Below are 23,808 nucleotides of genomic sequence, written 5' to 3' on the forward strand. Positions count from 1 at the left end.
GCTGGCGCTGGCCTGCCTGCGCGCGGTGCCGGAGACCCGCGCGGCACGGCGGATGCCGCCCGACCTGGCCGGCGCCGGGCTGCTGGGGCTGTTCCTGGCCTGCCTGCTGCTGCCATTGGCGCTGGGCCCTGCCCTGCACTGGCCGCCGGCGTGCCTGGCGGTGCTGGCGGCCTGCCTGCCGCTGCTGGCGGCGCTGGCCCGGGTCGAACTGTGGCAGGAACGCCGCGGGCGCACGCCGCTACTGCCGCCGGCTCTGCTGCGGCTGCCCAGCGTGCGCTTCGCGCTGCTGGTGGGCGGGGTGTTCTTCACCTGCTGGAGCGGTTTCATGTTCGTGCTGGCGCTGACCCTGCAGACCGGCGCCGGCCTCTCGCCGCTGCACTCCGGCAATGCCTTCCTGGTGATGGGCGTGGCCTACTTCGCCTCTGCGCTGGTCAGCGCCCGCGTGGCGGCGCGCTGCGGCCCGGTGCCGACGCTGCTGCTGGGCTGCATGGTGCAGATGCTGGGCCTGCTGGGGCTGGCCTGGACGCTGCACGCCGTGTGGCCGCATCCGGGCGTGCGCAACCTGGCCCCGGCGACGGCGCTGATCGGCGCCGGCCAAGCCTGGATCGTGGCCAGCTTCTACCGCATCGGCCTGTCGCAGGTCCCCACCACGCATGCCGGCGCGGGCAGCGCCATGCTCTCCACCATCCTGCAGGCGGCGATGGGCCTGGGGCCGGCGGCGCTGGGCGCGATCTACGCCCACGCCCGCGGCGGCGGCAGCCTGGCCGCGATGCAGGCGGCGCTGACCAGCGAGTGGCTGGCGATGCTGGTGCTGGTGCTCTGCGCACTGTTGTATCTGCGCCGGCAGCGCCGCGCGGGGGAAACGGCGACGGCACCGAGCGCAGCGCTGCCGCCGATCGCCGAGTAGGCCGCGCGGCACCGCCCGCGCGTCTGCCGCCGCCACCGTGCGGCAACGAATGCCGGCGGCCGTCCGGCTATAATCCGCCATCCCTTTCGACGCCCTCCGGCCGCCGGCCGGCGGGCGCCCTGCGCCTTTGGAGCCGCCATGTCGCAATACATCTACACCATGAACCGGGTCAGCAAGACCGTGCCGCCCAAGCGCCAGATCATCAAGGACATCTCGCTGTCGTTCTTCCCCGGCGCCAAGATCGGCCTGCTCGGCCTCAACGGCGCCGGCAAGTCCACCGTGCTGAAGATCATGGCCGGCGTGGACACCGATTTCGAAGGCGAGGCGCGTCCGCAGCCCGGCACCAAGGTCGGCTACCTGGCGCAGGAGCCGGAGCTGGACCCGAACAAGACCGTGCGCGAGTCGGTCGAGGAAGGCGTGGGCGAAGTGCTGCAGGCGCAGGCCGCGCTGGAAGCGGTGTACGCCGCCTATGCCGAGGAAGGCGCCGATTTCGACGCGCTGGCCAAGGAGCAGGAGCGCCTGGAGGCGATCCTCGCCGCCGGCGACGCGCACACCCTGGAGAACCAGCTCGACGTGGCCGCCGATGCGCTGCGGCTGCCGCCGTGGGACGCCAAGATCGCCAACCTGTCCGGCGGCGAGAAGCGCCGCGTGGCGCTGTGCCGGCTGCTGCTGCAGAAGCCGGACATGCTGCTGCTCGACGAACCGACCAACCACCTCGACGCCGAGTCGGTGGAGTGGCTGGAACAGTTCCTGGCGCGCTACACCGGCACCGTGGTCGCGGTCACCCACGATCGCTACTTCCTCGACAACGCCGCCGAGTGGATCCTGGAACTGGACCGCGGCCGCGGCATTCCGTGGAAGGGCAACTACACCGAATGGCTGATGCAGAAGGACGAGCGCCTGAAGCAGGAAGAGAACCAGGAAAAGGCGCGGCAGAAGGCCATCCAGAAGGAACTGGAGTGGGCCCGGCAGAACGCCAAGGGCGGCCGCTCCAAGGGCAAGGCACGTCTGGCGCGCCTGGACGAACTGCAGTCGGTCGATTACCAGAAGCGCAACGAGACCAACGAAATCTTCATCCCGCCGGGCGAGCGCCTGGGCAACTCGGTGATGGAGTTCAAGAACGTCTCCAAGAAGTTCGGCGACCGCCTGCTGATCGATAACCTGTCGATGATCATCCCGCCGGGCGCCATTGTCGGCATCATCGGCCCCAACGGTGCCGGTAAGTCGACCCTGTTCAAGATGATCACCGGGCAGGAGAAGCCGGATTCGGGCGAGATCGTGGTCGGCCCGACCGTGCAGCTGTCGTACGTGGACCAGAGCCGCGACAAGCTGGAAGGCAACCACAACGTGTTCCAGGAGATTTCCGGCGGCCTGGACATCCTCAACATCAACGGCGTGGAGATCCAGTCGCGCGCCTACATCGGCCGCTTCAACTTCAAGGGCCAGGACCAGCAGAAGATGGTCGGTTCGCTGTCCGGCGGCGAGCGCGGCCGCCTGCACATGGCCAAGACCCTGCTGCAGGGCGGCAACGTGCTGCTGCTCGACGAACCGTCCAACGACCTGGACATCGAAACCCTGCGCGCGCTGGAAGACGCGCTGCTGGAGTTCCCGGGCAACACCTTCGTGATCTCGCACGATCGCTGGTTCCTGGACCGCATCGCCACCCACATCCTCGCCTTCGAGGGCGACTCGCACGTGGAGTTCTTCCAGGGCAACTACCGCGAGTACGAGGAAGACAAGAAGCGCCGCCTCGGCGACGACGCCGGCCCCAAGCGCCTGCGTTTCAAGGCGCTGAAGTAAGCCGCAGCGCGTTTCTGGCAGCACCCGCCACGGCCCGCTTCGCGCGGGCCGTGCGCGTTTTGGCTGACTGTCGGGTGGGTCCGCTCTCTGGCTCCGGGAGTCTGCGGGAGTCGACTGTCATACAACGGCGACACGCGAAGCGGTGCGCTTTCCGATGGCGCAATGCGTCGGGACTGAAGTCCCTCCCACAGTGCACCCGCCGAGTTCGTTGCACGTCCCTGTGTCGCGATGGGCCTTACCGGTAAAACCGTCGCGACTGGAGCGCTCCTACAAGCGCGTGGCACTGCACGCATGCGGAAGTGAGCGCTACGCATCGCCAACGCGGGGGCATCCCGGCACTACAAGTCGTAGGACAGCACGTCCTCGAAACCAAACCTGTCGAAATCGCGGATGCGCGAGGGATACAGGCGGCCGATCAGGTGGTCGTGCTCGTGCTGCACCACGCGGGCGTGGAAGCCCTCGGCCTCGCGCTGCAGCGGGGTGCCGTCCGGCAGCACGCCGCGGTAGCGGATGTGCCGGTAGCGCGGAATCACCGCGCGCAGTCCGGGAATGGACAGGCAGCCTTCCCAGCCATCCTCCAGGTCGTCGGACAGCGGCTCGATCTCCACGTTGGCCAGGGCGGTGCGCGGCACCGGCGGCGCGTCCGGATAGCGGGCGCTGCGCTCGAAGCCGAACACCATCAGTTGCAGATCCACCGCGATCTGCGGCGCGGCCAGGCCGACGCCGCGCGCAGCGTCCATGGTCTCGAACATGTCGGCGACCAGCGCATGCAGTTGCGCGCTGTCGAAATCGGTGACCGGCGGCGCCTGGCGCAGCAGACGCGGGTCGCCCATGCGGATGATGTCGCGGATCATGTGCGGACTCCTGGCAGCGGGGAATGGCCGCGATTATCCGCCGTGGCGGCGACGCGTGCAGCGTGGGCTGCGGCCTCCCCTGCCCCGACTGCGACACGCCGCGGTGCAATCCCCGTGTTGCGGCAAAGCGCTTGGCGAATTCTGCAGATGCGAACTGTCATGCAGCCGCGACGCGCGACGTGGCGCGCTTGCCGATGGCGCAATGCGTCGGGACTGAAGTCCCTTCCACCGTGCACCCAGCCAGCGTAGCGCGCGTTCCGTCACGCGTGGTTCCGCAGCGCCGTGGGCCATCCGCCGAGATGGATGTGCACACGTGACGCCCGCCTGACGTCGCTCCCACAGGGATGCGCTGGGCATCCTTGTGGGAAGGACTTCAGTCCCGACGACGCAGGGTGTCAGTCGGGTTTCGGTGCCGCTTGTCGCGGCTGTAAGACAGTTGACGCCTGCGCCGGTCTCCGCGCGGCACGCGCCCTACTCCGGCACGTACGGCGAGGCCAGCACCTGCGGGCGGCGGCCGAGGCCGGCGCCGAGCCGGTCGAGCACGAAACGCACGTAGAGGTTGGTGCTGAACTGGGTGTAGTCGCGGGCGTTGTTGAACAGCAGGCGTCCACCCAGGAACAGCTGCGGGGCGATCTGCCATTCGGCCGCGCCGGCGATGTTGTAGGACATGCCGGTCTTGCTCTGCCCGGCATACACCGGTGCGACGTAGCGGTCGGTCAGCCCCAGCAGCGCGGCCAGCGAGGCGGCGTCGTAGGCGGCCTGCTGCATCTGCGCGCTGGTCGGGAAGTACGGGCTGTCGTCGCTGCGGAAATGCTGCACGCCGACGCTGGCGTCCACGCTCCAGTTGACCGTGCGCCCGGCAGTGCGGCCGCTCCAGTGCACCGGGAAGCCCAGGTCCACGTAGTCCTGCGGGCTGAAATAGCCGCCCTGGCCGTAGGTGTAGCCGCCCAAGTTCTTGTCGTACTGCATCGCGGTCAGGTTGAGGCCGGCGGTCAGCGACTGGTTCTCGGTGTCCAGCGCGTGCACGTACACGCCCAGGTCGACCTGGCGGTGGTCGTTGCTGGCGACGTTGCGGCCGACCAGACGGTCGGCACTGACGCTGGCGTAGCCGCCGAGCAGGCCGTTGTCGAGGGTGGCCGACAGGCGCAGGCCGTTGCTGGTCACGCCGCCCCAGCCGAGTCCGGCGCGGCCGTCGTCGACGCCGCCGAAGGACAGCAGGCTGTCGCTGACGGCGCGGCGGAACACCTGGCCGGAATAGGTGAGGTTGTCGCCGGCCTGGCCGCGGTAACCGACGCCACCGACGATGCGGCGCTCGGGGAAGCCGACCGGGGTGCTGCCCAGGTCGGCGCTGAAGCCACCGTTCTTGTAGGTCACCGCCATGCCGACGCCGCGCGCGTCCTGGTCCATGCGCCGCGCCCCGTTGCCGTTGGCGGCCATGGTGTACAGCGCCTGGCTGAAGCCGGCCGGCGTCAGCGCCGCGGCGGTGGGGTTGGCGGCGAGGTTGCGGAAGCGGGCGATGTCGGCGGCGCTGAGGTCGGCGCTGCGCGAGGCGTCGCCGAGGATGGCGCTGGCCAGCGTGCCGATCGCGGTGTCGGCGGCGGTGTTGCCGAGCAGGAACGCCGACAGCGGCTCGGCGTACAGCGCCTGCAGCGCTGCCGCCTCGCGCTGCGCGTTGGTCAGCGCCGGGTCGGTGTCGTTGAACAGCTTGTTGTACAGCCCGGTGTTGACCGCGTAGGTGCGCAGCGCGTTGCGGGTGGCGTTGCTGTTGCCTTCGGTGAGCAGCAGTTGGTACAGGTCGCTGCCGACCAGGCTGTCGATCGGCGTGCGGTCGGCGGCCAGGGCATCGCCCATCGCCGCGGCCGGGCCGGCGCCGAAACGGCTGGCGGTGGCGTAGCCGGTGCCGAGCGTGCCGGCGTCGAGCAGGGTCGGGGTGAGGTCGACCTGCAGCTTGCCCTCGCCCACCGCGAACTCGCCGTGCAGCGGCACTTCCAGATCGCGCAGCCGGCCCAGGCCGGCTTCGCCGTCGCGGGCGCGGTAGCTGGCGCCGGTGGCGAGGCTGTCGCTGTTCTCGGCCTGCACCTCGCGCAGTTCGTCGAGCACGGTTGAACCGCCGCCGGCGCTGACCGGCGCGGCCGGCTGGCGCAGGGACGCACGCGGCGCCGCGGCCAGCAGCCCGTCGTCGGGCAGGTCGCGCGGCACGCTGCGGGCGGTGCTGCGCTGGCCCGGCACCGGCAACGCGGCCAGGGCCACGCCGACGGCGCTGGCGCTGGCCGGCGGCGGCAGGTCGTCGCCGGCGGCCACGGCCGGCGCGGACGCCGCGTAGGCCGGGGCCGGCACGCCGCCGCCGAGGCGGTCGGACACCACCGCGGCGCTGCGCGGCATGCGTCCGTTCATGCCGGCGAACGGATTGAGCGGGCGCCCGGCAGCGGCGTAGGACGCCGGGCCGTTGGCGGCCGGCAGGCCGTTGTCGTACTGGCCCGCCTCGCGCGCCTGCGCCGCCAGTGCGGCGCGGAAGTAGCTCTCGGCCTTGCGGTTCTTGCCGGCGCTGCGGTACACGCGGCCGGCGGCGCCAAGCACCTGCGGCGAATCCGGCGCCTGCGCCAGCGCGCGCTGCAGGTAGTCCTCGGCGCTGTGCAGGTCGCGCAGCGCGGCGGCGGTGTTGGCCGCGGCGATCAGCGTGTCCAGGTCGTTGGGCGACTGCTGCAGCTGCTGCTGGTACAACACCAGCGCCTGGCGCTGGTCGCCGGCGGCGGCGTACAGCCGTGCCAGCGCGGCCACCGCCTGCGGATCCTGGTTCTGCTGCGCCAGCAGCGGCGCCAGCGCGTCGTAGGCGGCTTCGAGGTTGCCGAGTTCGCGCAGGGCATCGACCTGGCGCAGCACGTAGCCGCTGCGCAGCGCCTGGTAGCGGCGCTGCTGCTCGGCGCTCATCTCGCTGTCGCGCAGCTGGCGCAGGGTCGCCGCCAGTTCGGCGTCCTGGTGCGCGCGCAGCAGCACGCCGGCGTATTGCAGGCGCGCCTCGGTGGAGGGGTTCTGCGCGACCAGGCGCTGCGCCAGGGTCAGCGCGCGCTGGTTGCTGCCGATGTCGGCATAGGCGCCGGCCATCGCCGCCAGCAGCGCCGGCTGTTCCAGCGCGTCGCCCAGCGCGGCCTCGGTGCGGCCCAGCAGCAACTGCGCTTCGCCACCGCGGCCCTGCTGCTGCAGCAGGCGCGCCGTGGCCGCCTGCTGTTCGACCCAGGCGGTGTTGCGCAGCGCGCTCATCTCGGCGGTGCGGGCATTGGCCGGAATGCGTTCCAGGCTGGCGTAGGCGCTGGCCCAGTCGCCGCGTTCCTGCGCCAGCAGCGCATTGGCGTACAGCGCCTCGGGCATGTCGCCGTGCACTGCGAGCAGGCCGTCCATGACGCTGCGCGCCTGGTCCGGACGCCCGGCCTGCTGGTACAGGCGCGCCAGGTCCAGCCGCACCCACGGATCGCCCGGGTTGTCGACCATCGCCTTTTCCAGCTCGCTCTGCGCGGTGACGGTGTCGCCGGCCTCCAGCGCCTGCTGCGCGCGGGCGCGCTGCAGGTTGGCTTTCAGCGCGGACTCGCCGCCGGCCTGCTGGCGCTGCGCCGGGCTGAGCCTGGCGAACAGCGCATTGGCCTCGTTGGCGCGGCCCTGGCGGCTGTACAGGGCGATCAGGCCCTGCAGCGCGCCGGCATCGTCGGCATGCAGGCGCAGCGCCTCGCGGTAGCTCTTTTCGGCGGCGGCGGCATCGCTGGCCGACTGCAGGTCGCCCAGCAACGCGTAGCCGGCGGCCTCCTCGGGCTTGAGCTTGACCGCCTGCTGGACCAGGCGCAGCGCGGCGTCGGTGTCGCCGCGGGTGCGCGCGGCCTGCGCCTGCTGCAGCTGCAGCCAGTAGCGCGCGCTGTCCAGCGCGCTGCGCCACTTGCCGTTGGCGGCCGCGGCCGGGCGCAGCAGTTCCTGCGCTTCGCCGAAGCGCTGCTGGCGCAGCCGCACCGAGCCCAGGCCACCCAGCGCCTCGGCATCGCGCGGACGCGCGCGCAGCACCTGCGCGAAGCGCTGTTCGGCCAGCGCCAGGTTGCCGGCGTTGAGCGCCTTGAAGCCTTCGCCCAACTGTTCGCCGGCCGGATCGCCGCCTTGCGCGCGGCGCTCCTGCAGTTGCGCGGCCTTCTTGGCGATCTCGGCATCGTTCGGATTGGCGGCCAGGAACGCCTGGTACAGCGGCGCATCGGCGGGGCCGGCATTGAGCCACAGCAGCGCCTGGCGCCAGCCGGCACGCGCGGGACCGGCGACATCGGCGCGCTTGCTCAGCGCGGCGAGCTGGGCGATGCCCTCGCGCCGCGACGGTTCCCGGTAGGTCTGCACCTGCGCCAGCGCCAGCGCCGCGGCGGTGTTGTCCGGCTGCGCGGCAGCCAGGCGGCGCAGGCCGTCGCGTGCGCCGTCCCAGCCCTGCGGGGTGCCGGCCAGCGCCTGGTAGTACTCCAGCGCCAGCGAGTCCGGCGGGCCCTTGCCGTCGAACAGCGCCTGGTAGGCGCGCACCGCGTCCACGTAGCGGCCGGCGGCGGCGGCGCGGCGCGCGTTGCGCAGGTCGATGTTATCGCCGGTGCCGCCGATCGACATGGCCAGGCGCTGGGTCTGCGGCGCCTGCGGATGCGCCTTCTGCAGCTGCGCCAGGCGCTTGCGCGCGTCGGTCTGGCGGCCCTGCGCCAGATCGATCTGGGCCAGGCCGAGCAGGGCGTCGGGCTGGTTCGGGTCGACCCGCAGCAGCTTGCGCCAGGCGTCGGCGGCGAGATCGTCGCGGCCCTGGTCGTGCCAGTAGTTGCCCTGGCTGACCAGTTGCTGGGTGGCGTCGGCGTTCTGCGCGTGCGCGCTGCCGGCGAGCAGGCACAAGTCGATCATGCCGGCCAGGTACAGGGGTTTGAGGTTCATGCGGAGCATTGGGTTCTCCAGGCGGGCTGCAGCGCGCCGTCTGCGGAAAAGCGGTAGCGGTTGTCGAGCCAGGCGCGTCCGAACAGGATCAGCACCCGGTCGTAGTAGGGAAGCCGTGCCGCGGCGGCGTCGCCGGGCGCGGGAATGCGTTGCGCCTGCGCCTGGAGCAGCGCCGGTTCGCGCAGCGCGCTCAGGTACGGCAGCAGGGCCGCGGCGAAGCCGGGCGGCGCCTGGCCGCTGCCGACGCCCTGACGGCTGTCGATCTTCTCGTCGAGACGGCCCTGCGCGCGCAGTTGCTGCAGCGGGCCGGACAGGTCGTCGAGCAGCGCCTTGCGCAGCGGATCGGCGGCATCGAGCATGCCGGCCCACAGGTACACGCGGATGGCGTCGTAGCTGCCGATCGCGCCCTTGTCGGGGTCGACGCCGAACGCGCGGCCGTCCCAGGCGGTCCAGTCCGGCGCGAAGCCGACCGGCGCGCTGTCGCGCAGCATCCGTGCGCTGCGCGTGGCCAGGCCGGCCCACGGCCCCTTCGGATCGACCGCGGCGAAGCGCCGCAGCAACTGCAGCGGCAGATAACTGGGGTTGAGCGTCCAGCGTTGCGGCCTGACGAAGCCCTTGGCCGCCGGCAGCAGCATGCTGCCGAACCCGGGCAGCTCGGCCAGCTCGGTGCGTCGCACCAGCGCCAGCATCTGCAGACCGGCCTGGGTGTAGCCGGGCCGTTGCCACAGGCGCCCGGCCTCGAGCAGCACGTAGGCGATCCACAGGTCGGCGTCGCTGGCGCTGTTGCCATCGAGCACGCGCCAGCTGCCGTCGCTGGCGCGGCCCCACAGCCAGGCCGGCAACACCTGCTGCGGGCGGCCGCCGCACAGGTTGTGCCGGGTCCAGCCGAGCACGCGGTCGAACAGCACCTGGTCGTTGGCCACCAGCGCGAAGAACAGCGCGTAGGACTGGCCTTCGGAGGTGCTGCGCTGGTCGGCGTGCTGGAAATCGATAACCCGCCCGCTGGCATCGAGGTGCTTGCCGACGAACGCGGTCCACTCGCGCCACGGCGCGCAGGCCGGCGCCACCGCCAGCGCGGCGCGCGCCGGCGGCAGCAGCGTCGCCGCACCGGCTGCGAGCAGGCCGCCGAGCAGGCGTCGGCGTTGGCCGGTGTGTCCGTTCACTGCCCTGCCTGCAGCCGCGCCGCCGAATGTCGGCGCAGCACCACGCGCGCGGCCAGCGCCAGCAACACGCTCAGCAGCACCACCGCCAGGCCGAGCAGCAGCGGATGCTGCGAGAAGTACCAGCGCGCCCAGGTCGGCAGCGGCAGGTGACCGACATAGTAGGTCTGGTTGCCGGCCAGGCTGCGCACCTTGCCCTTCTGCAGCAGCACCACGCTGCCCTGGAAGTCCTTCAGCGTGGCCGGCTCCAGCCAGGCGTCGAAGAAGTCCTCGACGCTGGCCGGGTCCTCGGCCAGCAGCGCGACCACGCTGCGCCCGGCCTTCAGCGGCGACTGGAAGCCCATCAGCACCACGTCGCCGGGTGCCGGCTTCACCGCCACCTCGGCGGTGGTCGGCAGGTCGGTGCGGCGCGCATCGAACGACAGGAAGCCGGGCAGCTTGTCCAGCACCCAGTCGCTCATCGCAAAGCGCCGCCCGCTGGCGCCGTCGCCGATCGGCAGCGCCGCGCTCCAGCGCTGGAACAGCGGTTGCGAGCGCAGGCTGCCGAACACCAGCAGGTCGCTGTCGGCGTGCTTGTCGACCTCGGCGGCATGGATCAGTGTCACCCGCAGCGCCGGGTAGCCGGTGGACGCGCCGAGCCGGCCGAGCAGGGTCAGCAGGTTGGCCATGTCCTGGTCGCCGATCTCGTCCGGCACCACCACGGTGGACTCGGACAGGTCGGCCAGGCGCGTGAACGGGAAGCCGGCATTGCCGAACGCGGCCAGGTTCGGCATCGCCATGTAGTGATGGAACGAGCGCAGGTCCACGCTGGAATCGGCGTCGATCGCGCCGGACACGTCGGGGAAGGTGTTCTTGCACGCCTCCGCCTGCGGGCGGTCGAAGAAGAAGTGGAAACGCAACTGGCTGTTGGCCGAGAACGGCCCGGTCGGCAGCAGCAGTTTCTGCTCCACCGGCATCGCCCCCTTGGGCGAGAGTTCGTGCCACCAGCGCAGCGGCAGCGACTCGGCATAGGCGTGGCCGTTGAGCGGCAGCGTGGTGACGAAGGCATCGTTGATGCTGACGTTGAGCGCCGACTTGTTCTGCGTCTCCGGCACCGTGTAGCGATAACGCAGGTTGACCGGGATGCCGTCGCGCTGCCACACGAACAGATCCGGCGGCAGTTGCAGGCCGACCCGGATCAGGTCGGGGTGGTAGCCGCTGACGTTCAACTGCGAGGTCTGCGCGACCAGATCGCCGAAGCGCACCGGCTTGTCGCCGGAGATCCAGTTGGGCGCATCGTAGGGCTTGCGCGGCTGCGCCGGCTTGAGTTCGCCGATGCGCGCCACCGGGCCGTTGAACGGCGTGCCCAGGCTCAGCGCGGTGGCGGCCTGCTGCAGGTCGTTGTCGTTGCGGCCCAGCACCAGCAGCAGCTTGCCGGTGGCATCGCGCGGGTTGGTGATCATCGCCAGGGTCGGGCCGGCGATCTCGGTCAGGCCGGCCTGGGTCGCGGCCAGTTCCGCCGGCAGGGTCGCGGCGGTGGCGAACAGCACCGCGTTGCCGGTGGCCGGCACGTCGCCGATGGCCACGCCGAACGACGCGCCGCGGTAGCCGGCCTGCGCGCCGAACCAGGAAGCGACGATGCCGGCACTGCGCAGCGTGGCCAGGTCCGGGCGCTGCGGGAACACGAACGGCAGTTCCAGGCGGCGCGTATCGCGCTTGTCGTAGAACGGCACCGGCAGCAGCGCCAGGTCGTTGCGCAGCACCAGCGGGGTGGCGGTCAGCGACAGCCGCGTGGACGGATCGATGTTGGCCCACAGGCTGGTGTGGTCCGGATCCTCGCAATCGCGGGTGTAGTGGCCGATCAGTTGCAGGTTGAGCCGGTTGTAGTCGCTGATCAGGCGCGGATCGATCGGCACGTCGCTCTGCTGCAGCTTGCCGGCGTTCTCGCGGCTGACCGGCAGGGTCGCCACGGTGACGCCGTTGACGCTGACCTTCAGGTGCGACAGGTCCGGCAGCAGCGCCGGCGAGTAGCTGTAGACCAGATGCAGGTTCGCCGCCTGCACCACTTCGTCGGTGCGGGTGCTGAAGGCGATACCGGCGCTGCCCTGGATGCCGCGCAGGGTCATCTCGTAGTCCACACCCAGTTGCTTGAGCGTGGCCGAGCGCTCGCGTTCGGCCGGAGACGGCAGCGGCGTGGCGTTCGCGGCGGCGGCCGGCGCCTGCGCGGTGGCGGGAAGGGTCGGCGCCTGGGCCAGGGCGAGGCCGGAGAGAACCGTGAGACAGCACGCAGCCAGGGCGGGTAGACGCATCGACGGCAACCGGAAAGAAGGGAAAGAAAGGAAGGAACGCAGCACAGCGGGACGGCGGATCACGGCGCAGCCTCCTCGCCGGCGGTGCGGCCGCGCCAGCCGCTGCGCGCGCTACTGGCGACGTGCTGGCCGAGGCGCTTGAAGCCGCGCATGCTGGCCGCGAACACGCGGCCCAGCGACACCCAGAAGCGGTCGCGGTCGTGGCGGCCCCACTGCGACACCCAGATGTCGGCACGGGCGAAGGTGCAGGCCACCAGCCAGCGCTCCTGCTCGATCGACATCGGCCGGAACTGGATGCTGATTTCGCCGTCGCGGTCGTGGCGCACCATCGCCGGCAGGCGCTTGGAACTGCCGCGCTGCGGCAGCGCGATCTCCACTGGCATGTCCGGCTCCACCGGCACCGGCGCGAGCAGGCGCAGCGCCATGCCGCCGGTGGAGAAGTTGACCGTGCGGCAATCCAGTTCGCGGCCATCGGCCAGGTGCAGCGTGGCCGGGATGTCCAGCGGCACGCGGTGCGAGCGGCGCACCTGGCGCATTTCGCTGGCGGTGGCGATGGTGGCGCCGAGCAACAGCACGTTGTACGCGGTCCAGGCCAGGTTGAACCAGATCGTCTGCGCCTCGCCGCCGGGCTGCACGCTGAGCAGGCGCATCACGCCCGCAGCCAGGCCGGCCAGGTTCAGCACCAACAGGAACAGGTAGGGCTTGGCGATCTGCCCGTCGAAGTAGCTGCGCGGCACCAGGCCACCCTTGGGGGTGACGTTGAACTTGCCGAGCTTGGGATTGAGCAGCGCCACCAGCGTCGGGCGCAGGATGTACCAGGCCAGGGTGGTCTCGTAGACCTCGTTCCACAGCAGGTGGCGGAACTTGCCCTGGGTGCGCAGGTTGGTCAGATTGGCCTGCAGGATGTGCGGCAGCGCATAGGCCAGGATCATCAGCGCCGAGGCATGGATCACGTGCGCGCCGAAGAACAGGAACGCCAGCGGCGCGGTGAGGTAGACGATGCGCGGCAGCCCGTAGAAGAAGTGCAGCATCGCGTTGGCGTAACACAGGCGCTGCGACAGGCACAGGCCCTTGCCCAGCAGCGGGTTGTCCAGCCGCGCGATCTGCGCCATGCCGCGCGCCCAGCGGATGCGCTGGGCGACGTGGCCGGACAGGCTCTCGGTGGCCAGGCCGGCGGCCTGTGGCACCGCGATGTAGGCGCTGCGGTAGCCGCGGCGGTGCAGCTTGAGCGCGGTGTGCGCGTCCTCGGTGACGGTCTCCACCGCCACCCCGCCCACTTCCTCCAGCGGCTTGCGCTTGATCACCGTGCACGAGCCGCAGAAGAAGGTGGCGTCCCACTGGTCGTTGCCGTCCTGCAGCAGACCGTAGAACAGCTCGCCCTCGTTGGGCACCTTGCCGTGGTTGCCGAGATTGCGTTCGAACGGATCGGCGGAGAAGAAGTAGTGCGGCATCTGCACCACCGCCAGCTTGGCGTCGCGCAGGAACCAGCCCATCGCCACCTGCAGGAACGAGCGCGTGGGGATGTGGTCGCAGTCGAAGATCGCCACGTACTCGCCGCTGGACTTCTTCAATGCCGCATTGATGTTGCCGGCCTTGGCGTGGAGGTTGTTGGTGCGGGTGACGTAGTGGATGCCGACCTGCGCGCAGAACGCGCGGAACTCCTCGCGGCGGCCGTCGTCGAGCAGGTAGATGTTGAGCTTGTCGGCCGGCCAGTCCATCACGCTGGCGGCGAGGATGGTCGAGCGCACCACCGACAGCGGTTCGTTGTAGGTGGGAATGAACAGATCGACGCTGGGCCATTCGCGCTGGTCGGCCGGCAGCGGCAGCGGCCGCCGGTTCAGCGGCCACAGCACCTGGAAATAGCCCAGCGCCAGGATCACGAACGCGTACAGTTCGGCCAGCAGCAGGCCCAGGCCCAGGCTGAGGTCGACCGGGCTGCTCATGCCCACGGTCTGGGTCAGGCGCCACCAGATGTAGCGCGAGGACACCGCCAGCGACAGCGCCATCATCACCAGGATCGCCAGGCGGCTGCCGCTGCGCCGCAGCAGCATGGCCGCGGCGAACACCACCAGCGAGAACAGCAGTTGCTGCGGCACATCCATCGGGATGGCGACGACGAAGACCAGCAACACGGCACCCAGCAGCCACAGCGACCAGTTGGCCAGGACATGCAGCGGGCGCGCGGCACGCGACGCGGAGGCAGCGCTCATCGGCGATTCCTAACAAGGGGAGGAGGTCGGCGCGCGGTCTTCCCCACCGCGCGGCGACGGCAAACAGGTGCGGCGCCCGCAGGCGCCGCATGGCATCAACGATTCAAGAAGCGCTTGAGCGGACCGCCCGGCGCCGGCACCGCGGCCTCGCGGCCGACCTCGAGCAGGCGCTGGAACAGCTGCTGCAACGGCGTGCCGGTCGCGGTGCCGATGACGGCGGCCGACACAGGCGCCGCCGGTGCGGCGGGCGCCACCGGCAATGGTGCAGCCGGCCTGGGCTCGACCGCGGCGCGTACCACCGACAGCACCGGCGCCGGTGCGGGCGCCGCCGGCGGCGGCGCGGCGGCGGCCGGCTCCGCGGCGCTGAGCCGGTCGGCGGAAAAATCCTGGTAGGCGGTCGCGCCACTGCTGCCGAGCTTGGCGAACAGGCTGGAGACGTCGTCGCCGGTTTCGGCACCCGTTTGCTTGGACTTCTTGGACATGACGCCCCTCATGACGATCTGAAAATAGTCGGTCGCTACCGCCGCGCTCAGCCGGCCCTGGCCAGCACGAAGCGGCGCAGGTCTTCGTGTCCGGACGACAACGCACGCACGCCCAGGCCGGCCGACATCCCCACCTGCATGAACCATGCCTGATACACCCCTTCCAGGAAGCCGTCGGCACCGCCGGCCTGCCCGGCCAGGCCGATGTGCAGCGGCGAGCCGGCGTGCAGCAGCTCGACGCGGTCGGCGTGCTCCTCGAAGCGCGCATAGCCCCACTCAAGCTGGTCCCAAACGCGGTTCACCGCGTCCTCCAGCTCCTGCAGGGTGGTGCAGGCGCCGACCGGGTGTTCGGCGGCGAAGCGGCGGCCGATGCGCGCCATCAGCAGGGCCAGGTCCTCGGCGCCCAGCTCCGCGGCGAACTCCTCGGCGAGCGCGCGCAGAAAGCCGCGCCACTGCCGCGAACAGGCATGGGTGCGGTAATGGGTCTGCAACGCGTGAGCGCTCATCGAGGAAGTCTCTGGGCAGGGACGGAACGACAACGGCGTAGCGGGTGTGGCGCCCCGGGCCGACCGTTGCCGGCCGTCACTAATGCGACACAGTTCTCACTTTGTGACGCAGTGTATCTCACTCTTTCTTCACCGCAAAGCCCTGATGCGCCGAACTGCGACCCCTGCCCGCCCGCTCCGGGACCGGCGCTGGGTCGGCACCGGCAGGGCCGCCCAGGCTCAGTGCCGTTCCTCGGCCGGCACCTGGAACACCTGCCGCAGGTAGGCCAGATAGGCCGGATCGTCGCACAGGGTCTTGCCGGGCGAGTCGCTGAGCTTGGCCACCGGCTGGCCGTTGCAGCGGACCATCTTGATCACGATCTGCAGCGGCACCAGGCCCAGATCGTTGGTCAGGTGCGTGCCGACGCCGAACGCCAGCATGCAGCGGTCGCGGAAATGCGCGTACAGCCGCATCACCTTGTCGATGTCCAGGCCATCGCTGAACACCAGGATCTTGCTGCGCGGATCCACCCGATGCCGCTGCAGATGCGCCAGCACCCGCTCGCCCCATTCGAACGGATCGCCGGAATCGTGGCGCATGCCGTCGAACAGCTTGCAGAAGTACAGGTCGAAATCGCGCAGGAACGCATCCAGGCCGACCACGTCCGACAGCGCGATGCCGAGATCGCCGCGGTACTCGCGTGCCCACGATTCCAGCGCCGCCGCCTGCGAATCGCGCAGCCGCGGCCCCAGCGCCTGGAACGCCTGCAGGTATTCGTGCGCCATCGTGCCCAGCGGGGTCAGGCCGTAGCGGCGGGCGAAGTACACGTTGCTGGTGCCGACGAACTGCTTGCCCAGGGTCTGCTGCAGCACCGGCAGCAGTTCGCCGTGCCAGGCGCGCGAATAGCGGCGGCGGGTGCCGTAGTCGGCGATGGCGCAGTTGTCGTAGCCCGGGGTGTCGCGCAGCAGCGCGATCTTGGCCTGCAGGCGGCGCAGGCCTTCGGCATGGTCGGCGCCGCCGGCGTTGCGGAACCACACCTCGTTGACGATCGCCAGCAGCGGCACCTCGAACAGGATGGTGTGCAGCCACGGCCCACGGATATGCAGCTCGATCTCCCCCGGCACGCTGGCCGAGGCCTGCAGTTGCAGGTACTTGCGGTCCAGGTGGAACAGCGCCAGGAAATCGACGAAGTCCGGCTTGATGAAGCGCATCGCGCGCAGGTAGTCCAGCTCGTCCTCGCGGAAGCGCAGCGCGCACAGCGCGTCGATCTCTTCGGAGATCTGCGGCAGGTACTGCGCCAGGTCGATGCCCGGGGTGCGGCACTTGAAGCGGTATTCCACCTGCGCGCCGGGATGCTGATGCAGCACCGCCTGCATCATGGTGAACTTGTAGAGGTCGGTGTCCAGCAGCGAGTCGATGATCATCCGCCGATTATGCGCTCAGTGCGCTGCATGCCCCGTCTTCGTGTTTTTCTGTGGGAGCGTCAGCCATGGTGACAACAAGTGCAGAGCAAAGCTTTCGCCTTGCGGCGAGTTACTTTGATCAGCCTTCGGCTGCTGAGAAGCGCTTCTTTGCTTGTGCAAAGAAAAGTAACCAAAAGAAGCGCTTCACCACAGCCGAAGGCTGGTCAAGCACACCCTGCCTCGCGCCCTCCGCGCTAACGCGCTCCGGGTCCGCGTCCATCCCGGGGATCCGCGGAAGGGGCTTGGCTGCTTCGCAGCCAAGTCCGGGGCAGTCGCCTCACGGCGCCAGCCCGCCCGCCGGGGCGAAGCAGTGCTTCGCCTTTTCCGGCGAGCCCTGCCCTGCCGCGGACGGCGCACATCCATGTGCGCCGCCCTTCGGGTGTTTCCCCGCGATGGCCGCCGCTTCGGAAGGGAACCCGGTAAGTCAAAAGCAAGGGCAAGAGCAACAGCCAAAGCCAAGCGACTGCGACTGCGACTCCCAAATGGACTCGCGATGATCGGTGTCCGGACGTGCTGTGGGAGGGACTCTCGCCGCCCTTTTGTGGGATCAGTCACGACGGCTTCCGAGGTCAGATCGTCCGCCTACTCCGTTCGTCGTGGTTGCATGACAGTTGACTCCTGCCAAGGGCGAAGCGCGCCCCCTGATCCCTGACCCTCACCGCTTGAGCACCGCCTGCGCCGGCTTGTGCTGCACGGTGAAATCGCTGTCGCGCGCGCCGCCGGCGTCCGGATCGGTGTACCAGCACCACAGCGCGATGCCGGCGATGCGCGGCTGCGCGTCGAGCACCTCTCGCCACTCGCGCAGCACCTGCGCCTGCAACGCGGTGTCGACCTCGGCCGTGCGTTGCTCCGGGCTTTCCCAGGGCGCTGCCAGGCTGCCGTGCGCCGAGCGCAGGCCCAGCTCGGCCACCCACACCGGGCGGCCGCTGCGTTCGCCCAATGCCTGCACCCGCGCGGCCGCCGCGCGCATCTGCGCGCGCCGTTGCTCCGGCGCGGCGGCCAGCGCCGGATACAGGCTGGTGCCGACGAAATCGAAACGGTCCCAGTAGCCGAAGCGCTCGGCCTGCTCCAGGCCGTCGGCGACATAGCCGATCGGGCCGCGATAGACCTGGCGCACCGCCGCCAGCAGCGCCGGCCACTGCGGCGCATCCTGCAGCTGACGCAGTTCGGTGCCGACGATCAGCGCGCTGGCGCGCTCCTCTGCGGCGACCTGGGCCAGTTGCAGCAGCGCGCGCCGATAGGCCGCGAACCAGGCATCGCGATCGGCCGGTGCGGCCTCGCCGGCCCAGTGCCCGGGAATCCACAGGTGCACCTTCAGCACCGGCTGCAGGCCGGCGGCGCGCATCTGCCGCAAGCCGGCGCGGACCAGCGCCGGGCTGCTGTCGCTGCCCAGCACCGGGGTCGAAGACTGCGGCGCCGCCTGCCAGACGAAGGCGACCAACAGCGCACGCGAAGCGCCGGCCTCGGCCAGTTGCCGCAGCGACTGCTGCGCGGCGGCGCTACCCCACGGCGCCTGCGGCGACACCTTGACGTTGGCGCCCATCCAAGGCGGCGGCGCCGCACTGCAGCCGCCGGCGCTCAGCACCAGCAGCAGTGCGGTCAGCAGTCTCACGGCGATCGGCGCCATACCCGGTAGATGCCCTGGTGGTAGACCAGACTGTAGCCCGGCAGGCCCTGCTGCCATAGCTGCGGGAAGCGCCGGTTGAGGCTGTCCAGGGCGCCGGTCTGGCTGGCCGGGTCGCTGACCACCACTTGCGCCGGCATCTGCCGCGGATCGACCAGCGCCTGCTTGAAGCGCGGGTCGAACGGCAGGATCAGTTGTTTGGCGTCGCCGCGCGCGACGATCACCGGATAGCTGGCGCGGTCGTCGAGCAGGGTCGGCAGCCGCGCCTCGGCCAGCCACGCGCCCAGGTGCGCAGCGTCGGCATGGCGCGGCGACGCCGGTGCCTGCAGCGCGGCGATCCAGTCGCGGGTGGTGGAGGTGGCGGTGCGGGCGATCACCCAGCCGCTGGACACCGCGCCGGCCAGCAGCAGCGCCAGGCCCAGCCAGCGCAGGTTGCGGCGCAGGTCGCCCAGCACCAGGGCCGCCGGCACCAGCAGCAGGGCGAGGAAGTCCAGCGGCTGCGCCGTGAAACGCGCCCAGGTGGCGAGCGTGCCGGCGCCGATCACGGTGGCGGCGGCGGCCAGCACGCTGCGCCAGGTGTCGCTGTCGCGGGTGTGACGCAACAACAGCAACAGCGGCGCGCTGACCACCCCGGCCAGCAGCAGCCACAGCGGCGGCCACCACGGCTGCGCCGCGGCCTGCTGCAGCCACGGCTGCAGCGCCGCCTGCGCCGAAATGCCGCGGAAGGCGGACGTGGCGTCGCGCACGAACAGCAGCGGGTCGCCGAAGAACATGTAGTTGAGGTACATCCACGCCCCCACCGCGAACAGGAACGGCAGGTAGCACACCAGGTAGAACGCCAGCGGCGCCTGCCGCATCAGCCGCGGCGGCGCGATCAGGAACAACCACGGCGCCAGCGCCACCGCCAGGAAGCAGGCGCGCTCGTCGACGAAGAACAGCAGGCACAGGCTCGCGGCCAGGCGCAGGTAGGCGAAGGCTTCCGGATCGTCGCGGAAATGGCGCAGCGCGCGCGCGGCCACGTAGAACACCAGCAGGCCCAGGCCCTGGTTGTTGCCGGACAGGGTTGGCCACAGGAAGAACGGCTGGATCACCACACCCGCACTCAGCGCCCAGGCCCAGCCGCGGCCCAGGCCGGCGGCGATGTCGCGCCACAGCAGGGTCACCAGCGTCGCCCCGGCCAGCACGTCGACCAGGTACGGCAGCAGCGGCGTGGACAGGCCCGGCAGGCCGCCGAGCAACACGCCCAGGTACAGCGAGGCCTGCGCGTACAGGAAGCCCAGGTACTCGATGCGGAAGCCGGCCGCGTCGCGCAACAGCAGCAGCTTGGCGTACTGCGCCATCGCGTCGTCGCTCATGTAGCCGTGCGCGAGCAGCCGGTGGCACAGCAGCGCCAGCAGCGCCGCGGTGAATACGAACACCGCGGTGCCGCGCGCGCGCGGCGGCGCGTCAGTCGTCGAGCGCGGCGCGGCGCTCTTCGGCCATGTGCTTGCTGATGCCATGGGTGGTCTTTTCCCAGTAGAACGGGTTGCGGATGAGCTGCCACAGGCCCTTGTAGGCGGCGATGGACTGCAGCAGCCAGTACAGCGGCACGGTCAGCGCGTAGGGCGCCAGGCGGAAGTAGTCGCGCTTGAACGCCGCCACCAGGGTCATGTAGATCAGGAAGCCGTTGCCGAGCAGCAGGTTGAGCAGGCTCAGGTACAGCAGCGCGGGTGGGAAGAACGGGTCGAAGAATTTCGAGCCCACCGCCAGCCACAGCCCGTAGCTCAGCCACATCAGCGGCGCGGCCAACGCGGTGAAGAAGGTGCCGCCGACGAACAGCTGGAAGCCCCAGAACCCGCGCACGCCGGTGGAGCGGTACAGCTGCACCGGGTCGCGCATGTGCACCAGCCAGGTCTGCATGTAGCCCTTGAGCCAGCGCGAGCGCTGCCGGATCCAGTTGGGGATGCTGACGTTGGCTTCCTCGAACGTGGTCGAGTTGACCACGCTGACCCGGTAGCCCTGCTGGGTCAGGCGCACGCCCAGGTCGGCGTCCTCGGTGACGTTGTACGGATCCCAGGCGTGGACCTTGCGCAGGATGTCCAGGCGGAAGTGGTTGGAGGTGCCGCCGAGCGGAATCGGGATGCGCAGGGTCTCCAGCGCCGGCAGGTAGAAGTCGAACCACAACGTATATTCCAGCGTGAACATGCGCGTGAGCCAGTTCTCGTCGGCGTTGTAGTAGTTCAGCCGCGCCTGGATGCAGGCCACGTCGGCCGGCGACTTGCGGAACGCGGCGACCACGCGCTTGAGCTGGTCCGGCTCCGGCTTGTCCTCGGCGTCGTAGATGGTGAGCATCTGCCCGCGGGCGAAGCGCAGCGCGTAGTTGCAGGCCTTGGGCTTGGTCTTCGGTTGCGACGGCGGCACCCGGATGATCTCGAAGAACGCCTCCAGGCCCAGCGCCTTGGCCGCCTCGATGGTCTCGGTGTCGTCGGCCTCCAGCACCAGCTTCACGTCCAGCTTGGACGTCGGGTAGTCGAGCCGGCGCAGCGCGTTGGCCAGGATCGGCAGCACGTCCGGCTCCTTGTACATCGGCACCAGCACCGTGTAGACCGGCAGGTCCTCGTCGCCGAGCGCGGCCACTTCCTCGTCGCTGACCTTGATGTCGATGCGGCGCCGCGCGCCGCGCCAGGCCAGCACCAGCTTCAGCCCGAAGGTGGCCAGGAACGCCACCGCGATCAGCGTGTTGAGCGCGATCAGGGTGACCAGCGGCCACAGCGCCAGGGCCGCGGCCAGCACCACCGTGAGCGCCACCAGGAACACCGACTGCGCGCGGGTGATCACCTGCCGCGCCGAATGCTCGGGCGCATGTTCGGCCAGCAGGTTCAACGCATCGTGGGTGAGCTGCGCGTCGGCGTGCTGCTGCAGGCTCCAGACGATGTCGAACTTGGAGGTGCCGACGAAGCGCACCTGCTCGCCGTAGGTGGCGCGCGCCCAGGCGAAGATCTCCGGGCCGGGATCGGCCACCGCCAGCACCAGGTGGCCGTCCTCCTCGCGCCACGGCAGCACCAGGCGCTGCGCGTAGTCGGCCAGATGCTCCGGCTGGAACAGCGCCGGGTCGATCGGCTGCTTGAGCAGGTTGGCGAAGTGCAGCCCGAAGTGCTGCGCCAGCACCGTGTAGAAGCGCAGCGGCGCGACCCCGCGCTGGGCCAGCACCACGTCGCCCAGCCGCGAGCGCCAGCGCGCCTGCAGGGCCAGCGCGTTCTGCAGCTGCGGCGGGTCGATCACCCCTGCGGCGACCAGCGCCTCGCCGATCGGCGCCTGCAGGCCGCCCTCGGTGGGCAACCGCCCGAGCCGGCCGGGCGCGCTCGCCTCGGCGGCGACGCTCTCGTGTTCGCCGGACACGGCTAGAACCGCCACCAGGCGGCCAGGAACGGACCGCCCGCGCCGCCGGTGTTGCGCCCGGCCACCGGCTGCTGGTAGCCGAGCTGCAGCTGCGTGCCGCCGGGCAGCGTGTACAGCACCGAGGCCTGCAGCTTGCTGAAATCGAAGTTGTTGCCGCGGATCGGCGTGTTGTCGCCGGGCGCGTAGATCCGGTTCGGCCCCTTGCCGTTGCCCAGGCTCTGGATCACGTTGAACTCGCCGATCAGCATCCAGCGCGGCGCCAGCGCCACGCCGCTGGACACGTCCAGGCGTGCCTCGTCGGAGGCGTCGCCGCCGCGCAGCCGCACCGCCGTGCCGAGGTCGACATAGCCGTCGTGTTCGCCCAGGCGATAGCCGCGGCCGACGCTGTAGCGCAGCTCGGCGCCGTAGTCGCCCTGGCCCAGTGCCGGCCGCTCGCCATCGCGCTGGCGCGCATACGCGGGCACCAGCGCCAGGACCTGCAGCGCGCCCTGCCAGGGGCCGTCGCGGCCGTCCGGGTCGAGCCGGTAGCGCAGGCCGATTTCCTGGTCGGACCAGCCGCTGCTGTGGCGGTCGCCGTAGCCGCTGTCGTTGCGGTAGCCGACCTTGCTGAAATAGAAGTTGCCGACCAGGGTCAGGTCCGCGCTCAGCCCGTATTCGCCGTAGAGATTGAGCTGGTCCTGGCGGCTGCGCCCGGCATCGGGGAAGTTGCCCGACTGGCCATGGCTGTTGAACACCGCGCCGCCATCGGTATGGCTGGCCTTGAGGATCACCAGCCCGTGGCCGGCCTCGTCGACCCAGGCGCTGGCCCAGCAGGGGCCGGCCGCCAGGGCGAGCAGCGCCAGCGCCAGCCGCGCGCGGCGCGCAGGCGTGGCGCGGTGGGCAGCGGGCATGGGCACAGCGGACGCGCAGGCGCGCGCGTGGGTGCGCGGACGCACGCCGTCGAAATCATGCATGGTTGAGTTCCTGGTGGGGTTCCCCCGAACCGGAAAGCAGGCGCGGTCCAAGAGAGATCGGCGGAACACGTCGTTTGTTAAGTGACGTACTTCCCAATATAGCGAATTTATGTTGCCATGCCGCACGCGCGCGCAACGCGGCCGATTTCGTTCAGCCTGGGCGGCGCCAGCACAGCCGGGCGAAGGTGACCCAGGCATGCAGCCAGATCACCGCCCACACCGCCGCCCGCACCGGCCAGGCCCGGGTCGGCGCCTCGAACTTGCGGAAGTAGCGCCACAGCCCGCGGTGCTTGTGCCACTCGACGAACCACGGCCGCTTGCGGCTGGACACGCCGCGCACGTGCAGCACGCGCAGGCGGTTCAGCACCGCCACGGTGGCACCGGCCTGGCGCACCCGGCGGCACAGGTCCAGATCCTCGGCATGCAAGCGGTAGCCGGCATCCCAGCCGCCGATGCGGGTGAACAGCGCGCGCGGCAGCAGCATCAGCGCGCCGGACAGCGCCGGCACCGGCTGCAGCGGCTGCGCCGGATCGGCCGCCAGCGCCAGCCGCGAGCCGGCCAGCGGATGCCGCAGCATCGCCGCGAAGTCCGGATCGCGGCGGCGTACCGCGGCATCCGTGCGGCCGTGCTCGTCGACCTGCTCCACGCCCAGCAGCGCCTCGCCGAGCGCGGCGGCCTGCGCGCGCAACTGGGCCAGAGTGTCGGGCTCGACCATCAGGTCGGGATTGACGAAGGCCAGCCACGGCGCGTCGCTGGCCGCGGCGCCCTGGTTGCAGGCGGTGGCGAAGCCGGGGTTGTCGGGATTGGCGATGAAGCGCACCCGCGCATCGTCCAGCGCGTGCCGCTGCACCACGGCGAGGGTGTCGTCGCGCGAGGCGTTGTCGACCACGCGGATCTGCGCCACCTCGGCCGCCGCGCGCAACCGCTGCAGACAGGCATCGATGGTGCTGCCGCTCTCGTAGGTCACCACCACCACGGCTATCTGCTGTTCGCTCATCCGCCAATTATCCCGCATGTGCCGCCCGCCACGCGCACGGCGGGCATGGCGGCGGCGGCGATTGCCGCGCATACTCTGCGCCCCGTGCGCTGCGCGGCCGCTTGCGGCCCCGCGCGCACGGGAGACGGAGCGATCCGTGTCCTCTCCTTCGCCCAGTGCAGATGCCGGTCAGCGTTGTTTCCTGTCCCAGGCTGCCGCCCCACCCCGCAGACCGCGCGCGCCGCCTGAGCCCGCGCCCATGCCGAGATGCCGGCGGCGCCCGCTTCTCCGCTCCCGATCA

The 23,808-nt window shown here is 70.8% G+C and carries 15 protein-coding genes; 2 read left to right on the top strand and 13 right to left on the bottom strand.

What is annotated here, in order from left to right:
- Both CEK65_RS12635 and ettA read left to right on the top strand, forming a co-directional pair.
- Window positions 1-907, top strand: a 907-nt coding sequence (locus CEK65_RS12635) for an MFS transporter (protein ID WP_343192913.1), incomplete at its 5' end; no start/stop codon positions are given.
- 138 nt (window positions 908-1,045) lie between these two features.
- Window positions 1,046-2,707 (top strand): energy-dependent translational throttle protein EttA, encoded by a 1,662-nt coding sequence (ettA, locus tag CEK65_RS12640; RefSeq protein WP_017908418.1) that lies wholly within the window; start codon window positions 1,046-1,048, stop codon window positions 2,705-2,707.
- 338 nt (window positions 2,708-3,045) lie between these two features.
- Here ettA and CEK65_RS12645 read toward each other — a convergent pair whose 3' ends face one another.
- The 13 genes from CEK65_RS12645 to CEK65_RS12710 form a co-directional block, all read right to left on the bottom strand.
- On the bottom strand, window positions 3,046-3,561 hold the full coding sequence (locus tag CEK65_RS12645; RefSeq protein ID WP_150411280.1) for a peptide deformylase: 516 nt from the start codon (window positions 3,559-3,561) through the stop codon (window positions 3,046-3,048).
- Between the two features lie 471 nt (window positions 3,562-4,032).
- Entirely contained in the window at window positions 4,033-8,496 is a 4,464-nt protein-coding gene (locus CEK65_RS12650; protein WP_152181958.1) for a cellulose synthase subunit BcsC-related outer membrane protein, read from the bottom strand.
- Window positions 8,484-9,650 (bottom strand): cellulose synthase complex periplasmic endoglucanase BcsZ, encoded by a 1,167-nt coding sequence (gene bcsZ / locus CEK65_RS12655; protein WP_152181959.1) that lies wholly within the window; start codon window positions 9,648-9,650, stop codon window positions 8,484-8,486. The genes CEK65_RS12650 and bcsZ overlap by 13 nt, the downstream gene beginning before the upstream one ends.
- Window positions 9,647-11,935, bottom strand: a complete 2,289-nt coding sequence (gene bcsB, locus CEK65_RS12660) for a cellulose biosynthesis cyclic di-GMP-binding regulatory protein BcsB (protein ID WP_152181960.1) — start codon at window positions 11,933-11,935, stop codon at window positions 9,647-9,649. Before bcsB ends, bcsZ begins: the two co-directional genes overlap by 4 nt.
- A 59-nt stretch (window positions 11,936-11,994) precedes the next feature.
- Window positions 11,995-14,145, bottom strand: a complete 2,151-nt coding sequence (gene bcsA, locus CEK65_RS12665) for a UDP-forming cellulose synthase catalytic subunit (RefSeq protein ID WP_152181961.1) — start codon at window positions 14,143-14,145, stop codon at window positions 11,995-11,997.
- A 95-nt stretch (window positions 14,146-14,240) separates the two neighbouring features.
- Window positions 14,241-14,627, bottom strand: coding sequence for a hypothetical protein (locus tag CEK65_RS12670; RefSeq protein WP_152181962.1), 387 nt, complete (start codon window positions 14,625-14,627; stop codon window positions 14,241-14,243).
- Window positions 14,628-14,674: 47 nt separating this feature from the next.
- Window positions 14,675-15,133 (bottom strand): cellulose biosynthesis protein BcsD, encoded by a 459-nt coding sequence (locus tag CEK65_RS12675; RefSeq protein WP_193312645.1) that lies wholly within the window; start codon window positions 15,131-15,133, stop codon window positions 14,675-14,677.
- 219 nt (window positions 15,134-15,352) lie between these two features.
- Window positions 15,353-16,537 carry a nicotinate phosphoribosyltransferase gene (gene pncB / locus CEK65_RS12680; RefSeq protein ID WP_017916257.1) on the bottom strand — a complete coding sequence of 395 codons (1,185 nt, stop codon included), beginning with the start codon at window positions 16,535-16,537 and terminating at the stop codon, window positions 15,353-15,355.
- Window positions 16,538-17,231: 694 nt separating this feature from the next.
- Window positions 17,232-18,194, bottom strand: a complete 963-nt coding sequence (locus CEK65_RS12690) for a glycosidase-like protein (RefSeq protein WP_193314784.1) — start codon at window positions 18,192-18,194, stop codon at window positions 17,232-17,234.
- Window positions 18,185-19,699, bottom strand: a complete 1,515-nt coding sequence (locus CEK65_RS12695; protein WP_152181965.1) for a hypothetical protein — start codon at window positions 19,697-19,699, stop codon at window positions 18,185-18,187. The genes CEK65_RS12690 and CEK65_RS12695 overlap by 10 nt, the downstream gene beginning before the upstream one ends.
- Entirely contained in the window at window positions 19,647-21,518 is a 1,872-nt protein-coding gene (locus CEK65_RS12700) for a glycosyltransferase family 2 protein (protein WP_226980567.1), read from the bottom strand. Before CEK65_RS12700 ends, CEK65_RS12695 begins: the two co-directional genes overlap by 53 nt.
- Window positions 21,519-21,580: 62 nt before the next feature.
- Entirely contained in the window at window positions 21,581-22,531 is a 951-nt protein-coding gene (locus tag CEK65_RS12705; RefSeq protein WP_152181967.1) for a hypothetical protein, read from the bottom strand.
- Window positions 22,532-22,682: 151 nt separating this feature from the next.
- Window positions 22,683-23,528 carry a glycosyltransferase family 2 protein gene (locus tag CEK65_RS12710; protein WP_152181968.1) on the bottom strand — a complete coding sequence of 282 codons (846 nt, stop codon included), beginning with the start codon at window positions 23,526-23,528 and terminating at the stop codon, window positions 22,683-22,685.
- Window positions 23,529-23,808 lie beyond the last annotated feature (280 nt).

It is taken from the genome of Xanthomonas sp. LMG 12459, from assembly GCF_009192905.1.
GTDB lineage: Bacteria > Pseudomonadota > Gammaproteobacteria > Xanthomonadales > Xanthomonadaceae > Xanthomonas_A > Xanthomonas_A sontii.

Bases quoted from the DNA above. Each gene is read 5' to 3' on its own strand.
- ettA (WP_017908418.1), top strand. From the start codon at position 1,046: ATGTCGCAATACATCTACACCATGAACCGGGTCAGCAAGACCGTGCCG.
- CEK65_RS12645 (WP_150411280.1), bottom strand. From the start codon at position 3,561: ATGATCCGCGACATCATCCGCATGGGCGACCCGCGTCTGCTGCGCCAG.
- CEK65_RS12650 (WP_152181958.1), bottom strand. From the start codon at position 8,496: ATGCTCCGCATGAACCTCAAACCCCTGTACCTGGCCGGCATGATCGAC.
- bcsB (WP_152181960.1), bottom strand. From the start codon at position 11,935: ATGCGTCTACCCGCCCTGGCTGCGTGCTGTCTCACGGTTCTCTCCGGC.
- bcsA (WP_152181961.1), bottom strand. From the start codon at position 14,145: ATGAGCGCTGCCTCCGCGTCGCGTGCCGCGCGCCCGCTGCATGTCCTG.
- CEK65_RS12670 (WP_152181962.1), bottom strand. From the start codon at position 14,627: ATGTCCAAGAAGTCCAAGCAAACGGGTGCCGAAACCGGCGACGACGTC.
- CEK65_RS12675 (WP_193312645.1), bottom strand. From the start codon at position 15,133: ATGAGCGCTCACGCGTTGCAGACCCATTACCGCACCCATGCCTGTTCG.
- pncB (WP_017916257.1), bottom strand. From the start codon at position 16,537: ATGATCATCGACTCGCTGCTGGACACCGACCTCTACAAGTTCACCATG.
- CEK65_RS12695 (WP_152181965.1), bottom strand. From the start codon at position 19,699: ATGGCATCAGCAAGCACATGGCCGAAGAGCGCCGCGCCGCGCTCGACG.
- CEK65_RS12705 (WP_152181967.1), bottom strand. From the start codon at position 22,531: ATGCATGATTTCGACGGCGTGCGTCCGCGCACCCACGCGCGCGCCTGC.
- CEK65_RS12710 (WP_152181968.1), bottom strand. From the start codon at position 23,528: ATGAGCGAACAGCAGATAGCCGTGGTGGTGGTGACCTACGAGAGCGGC.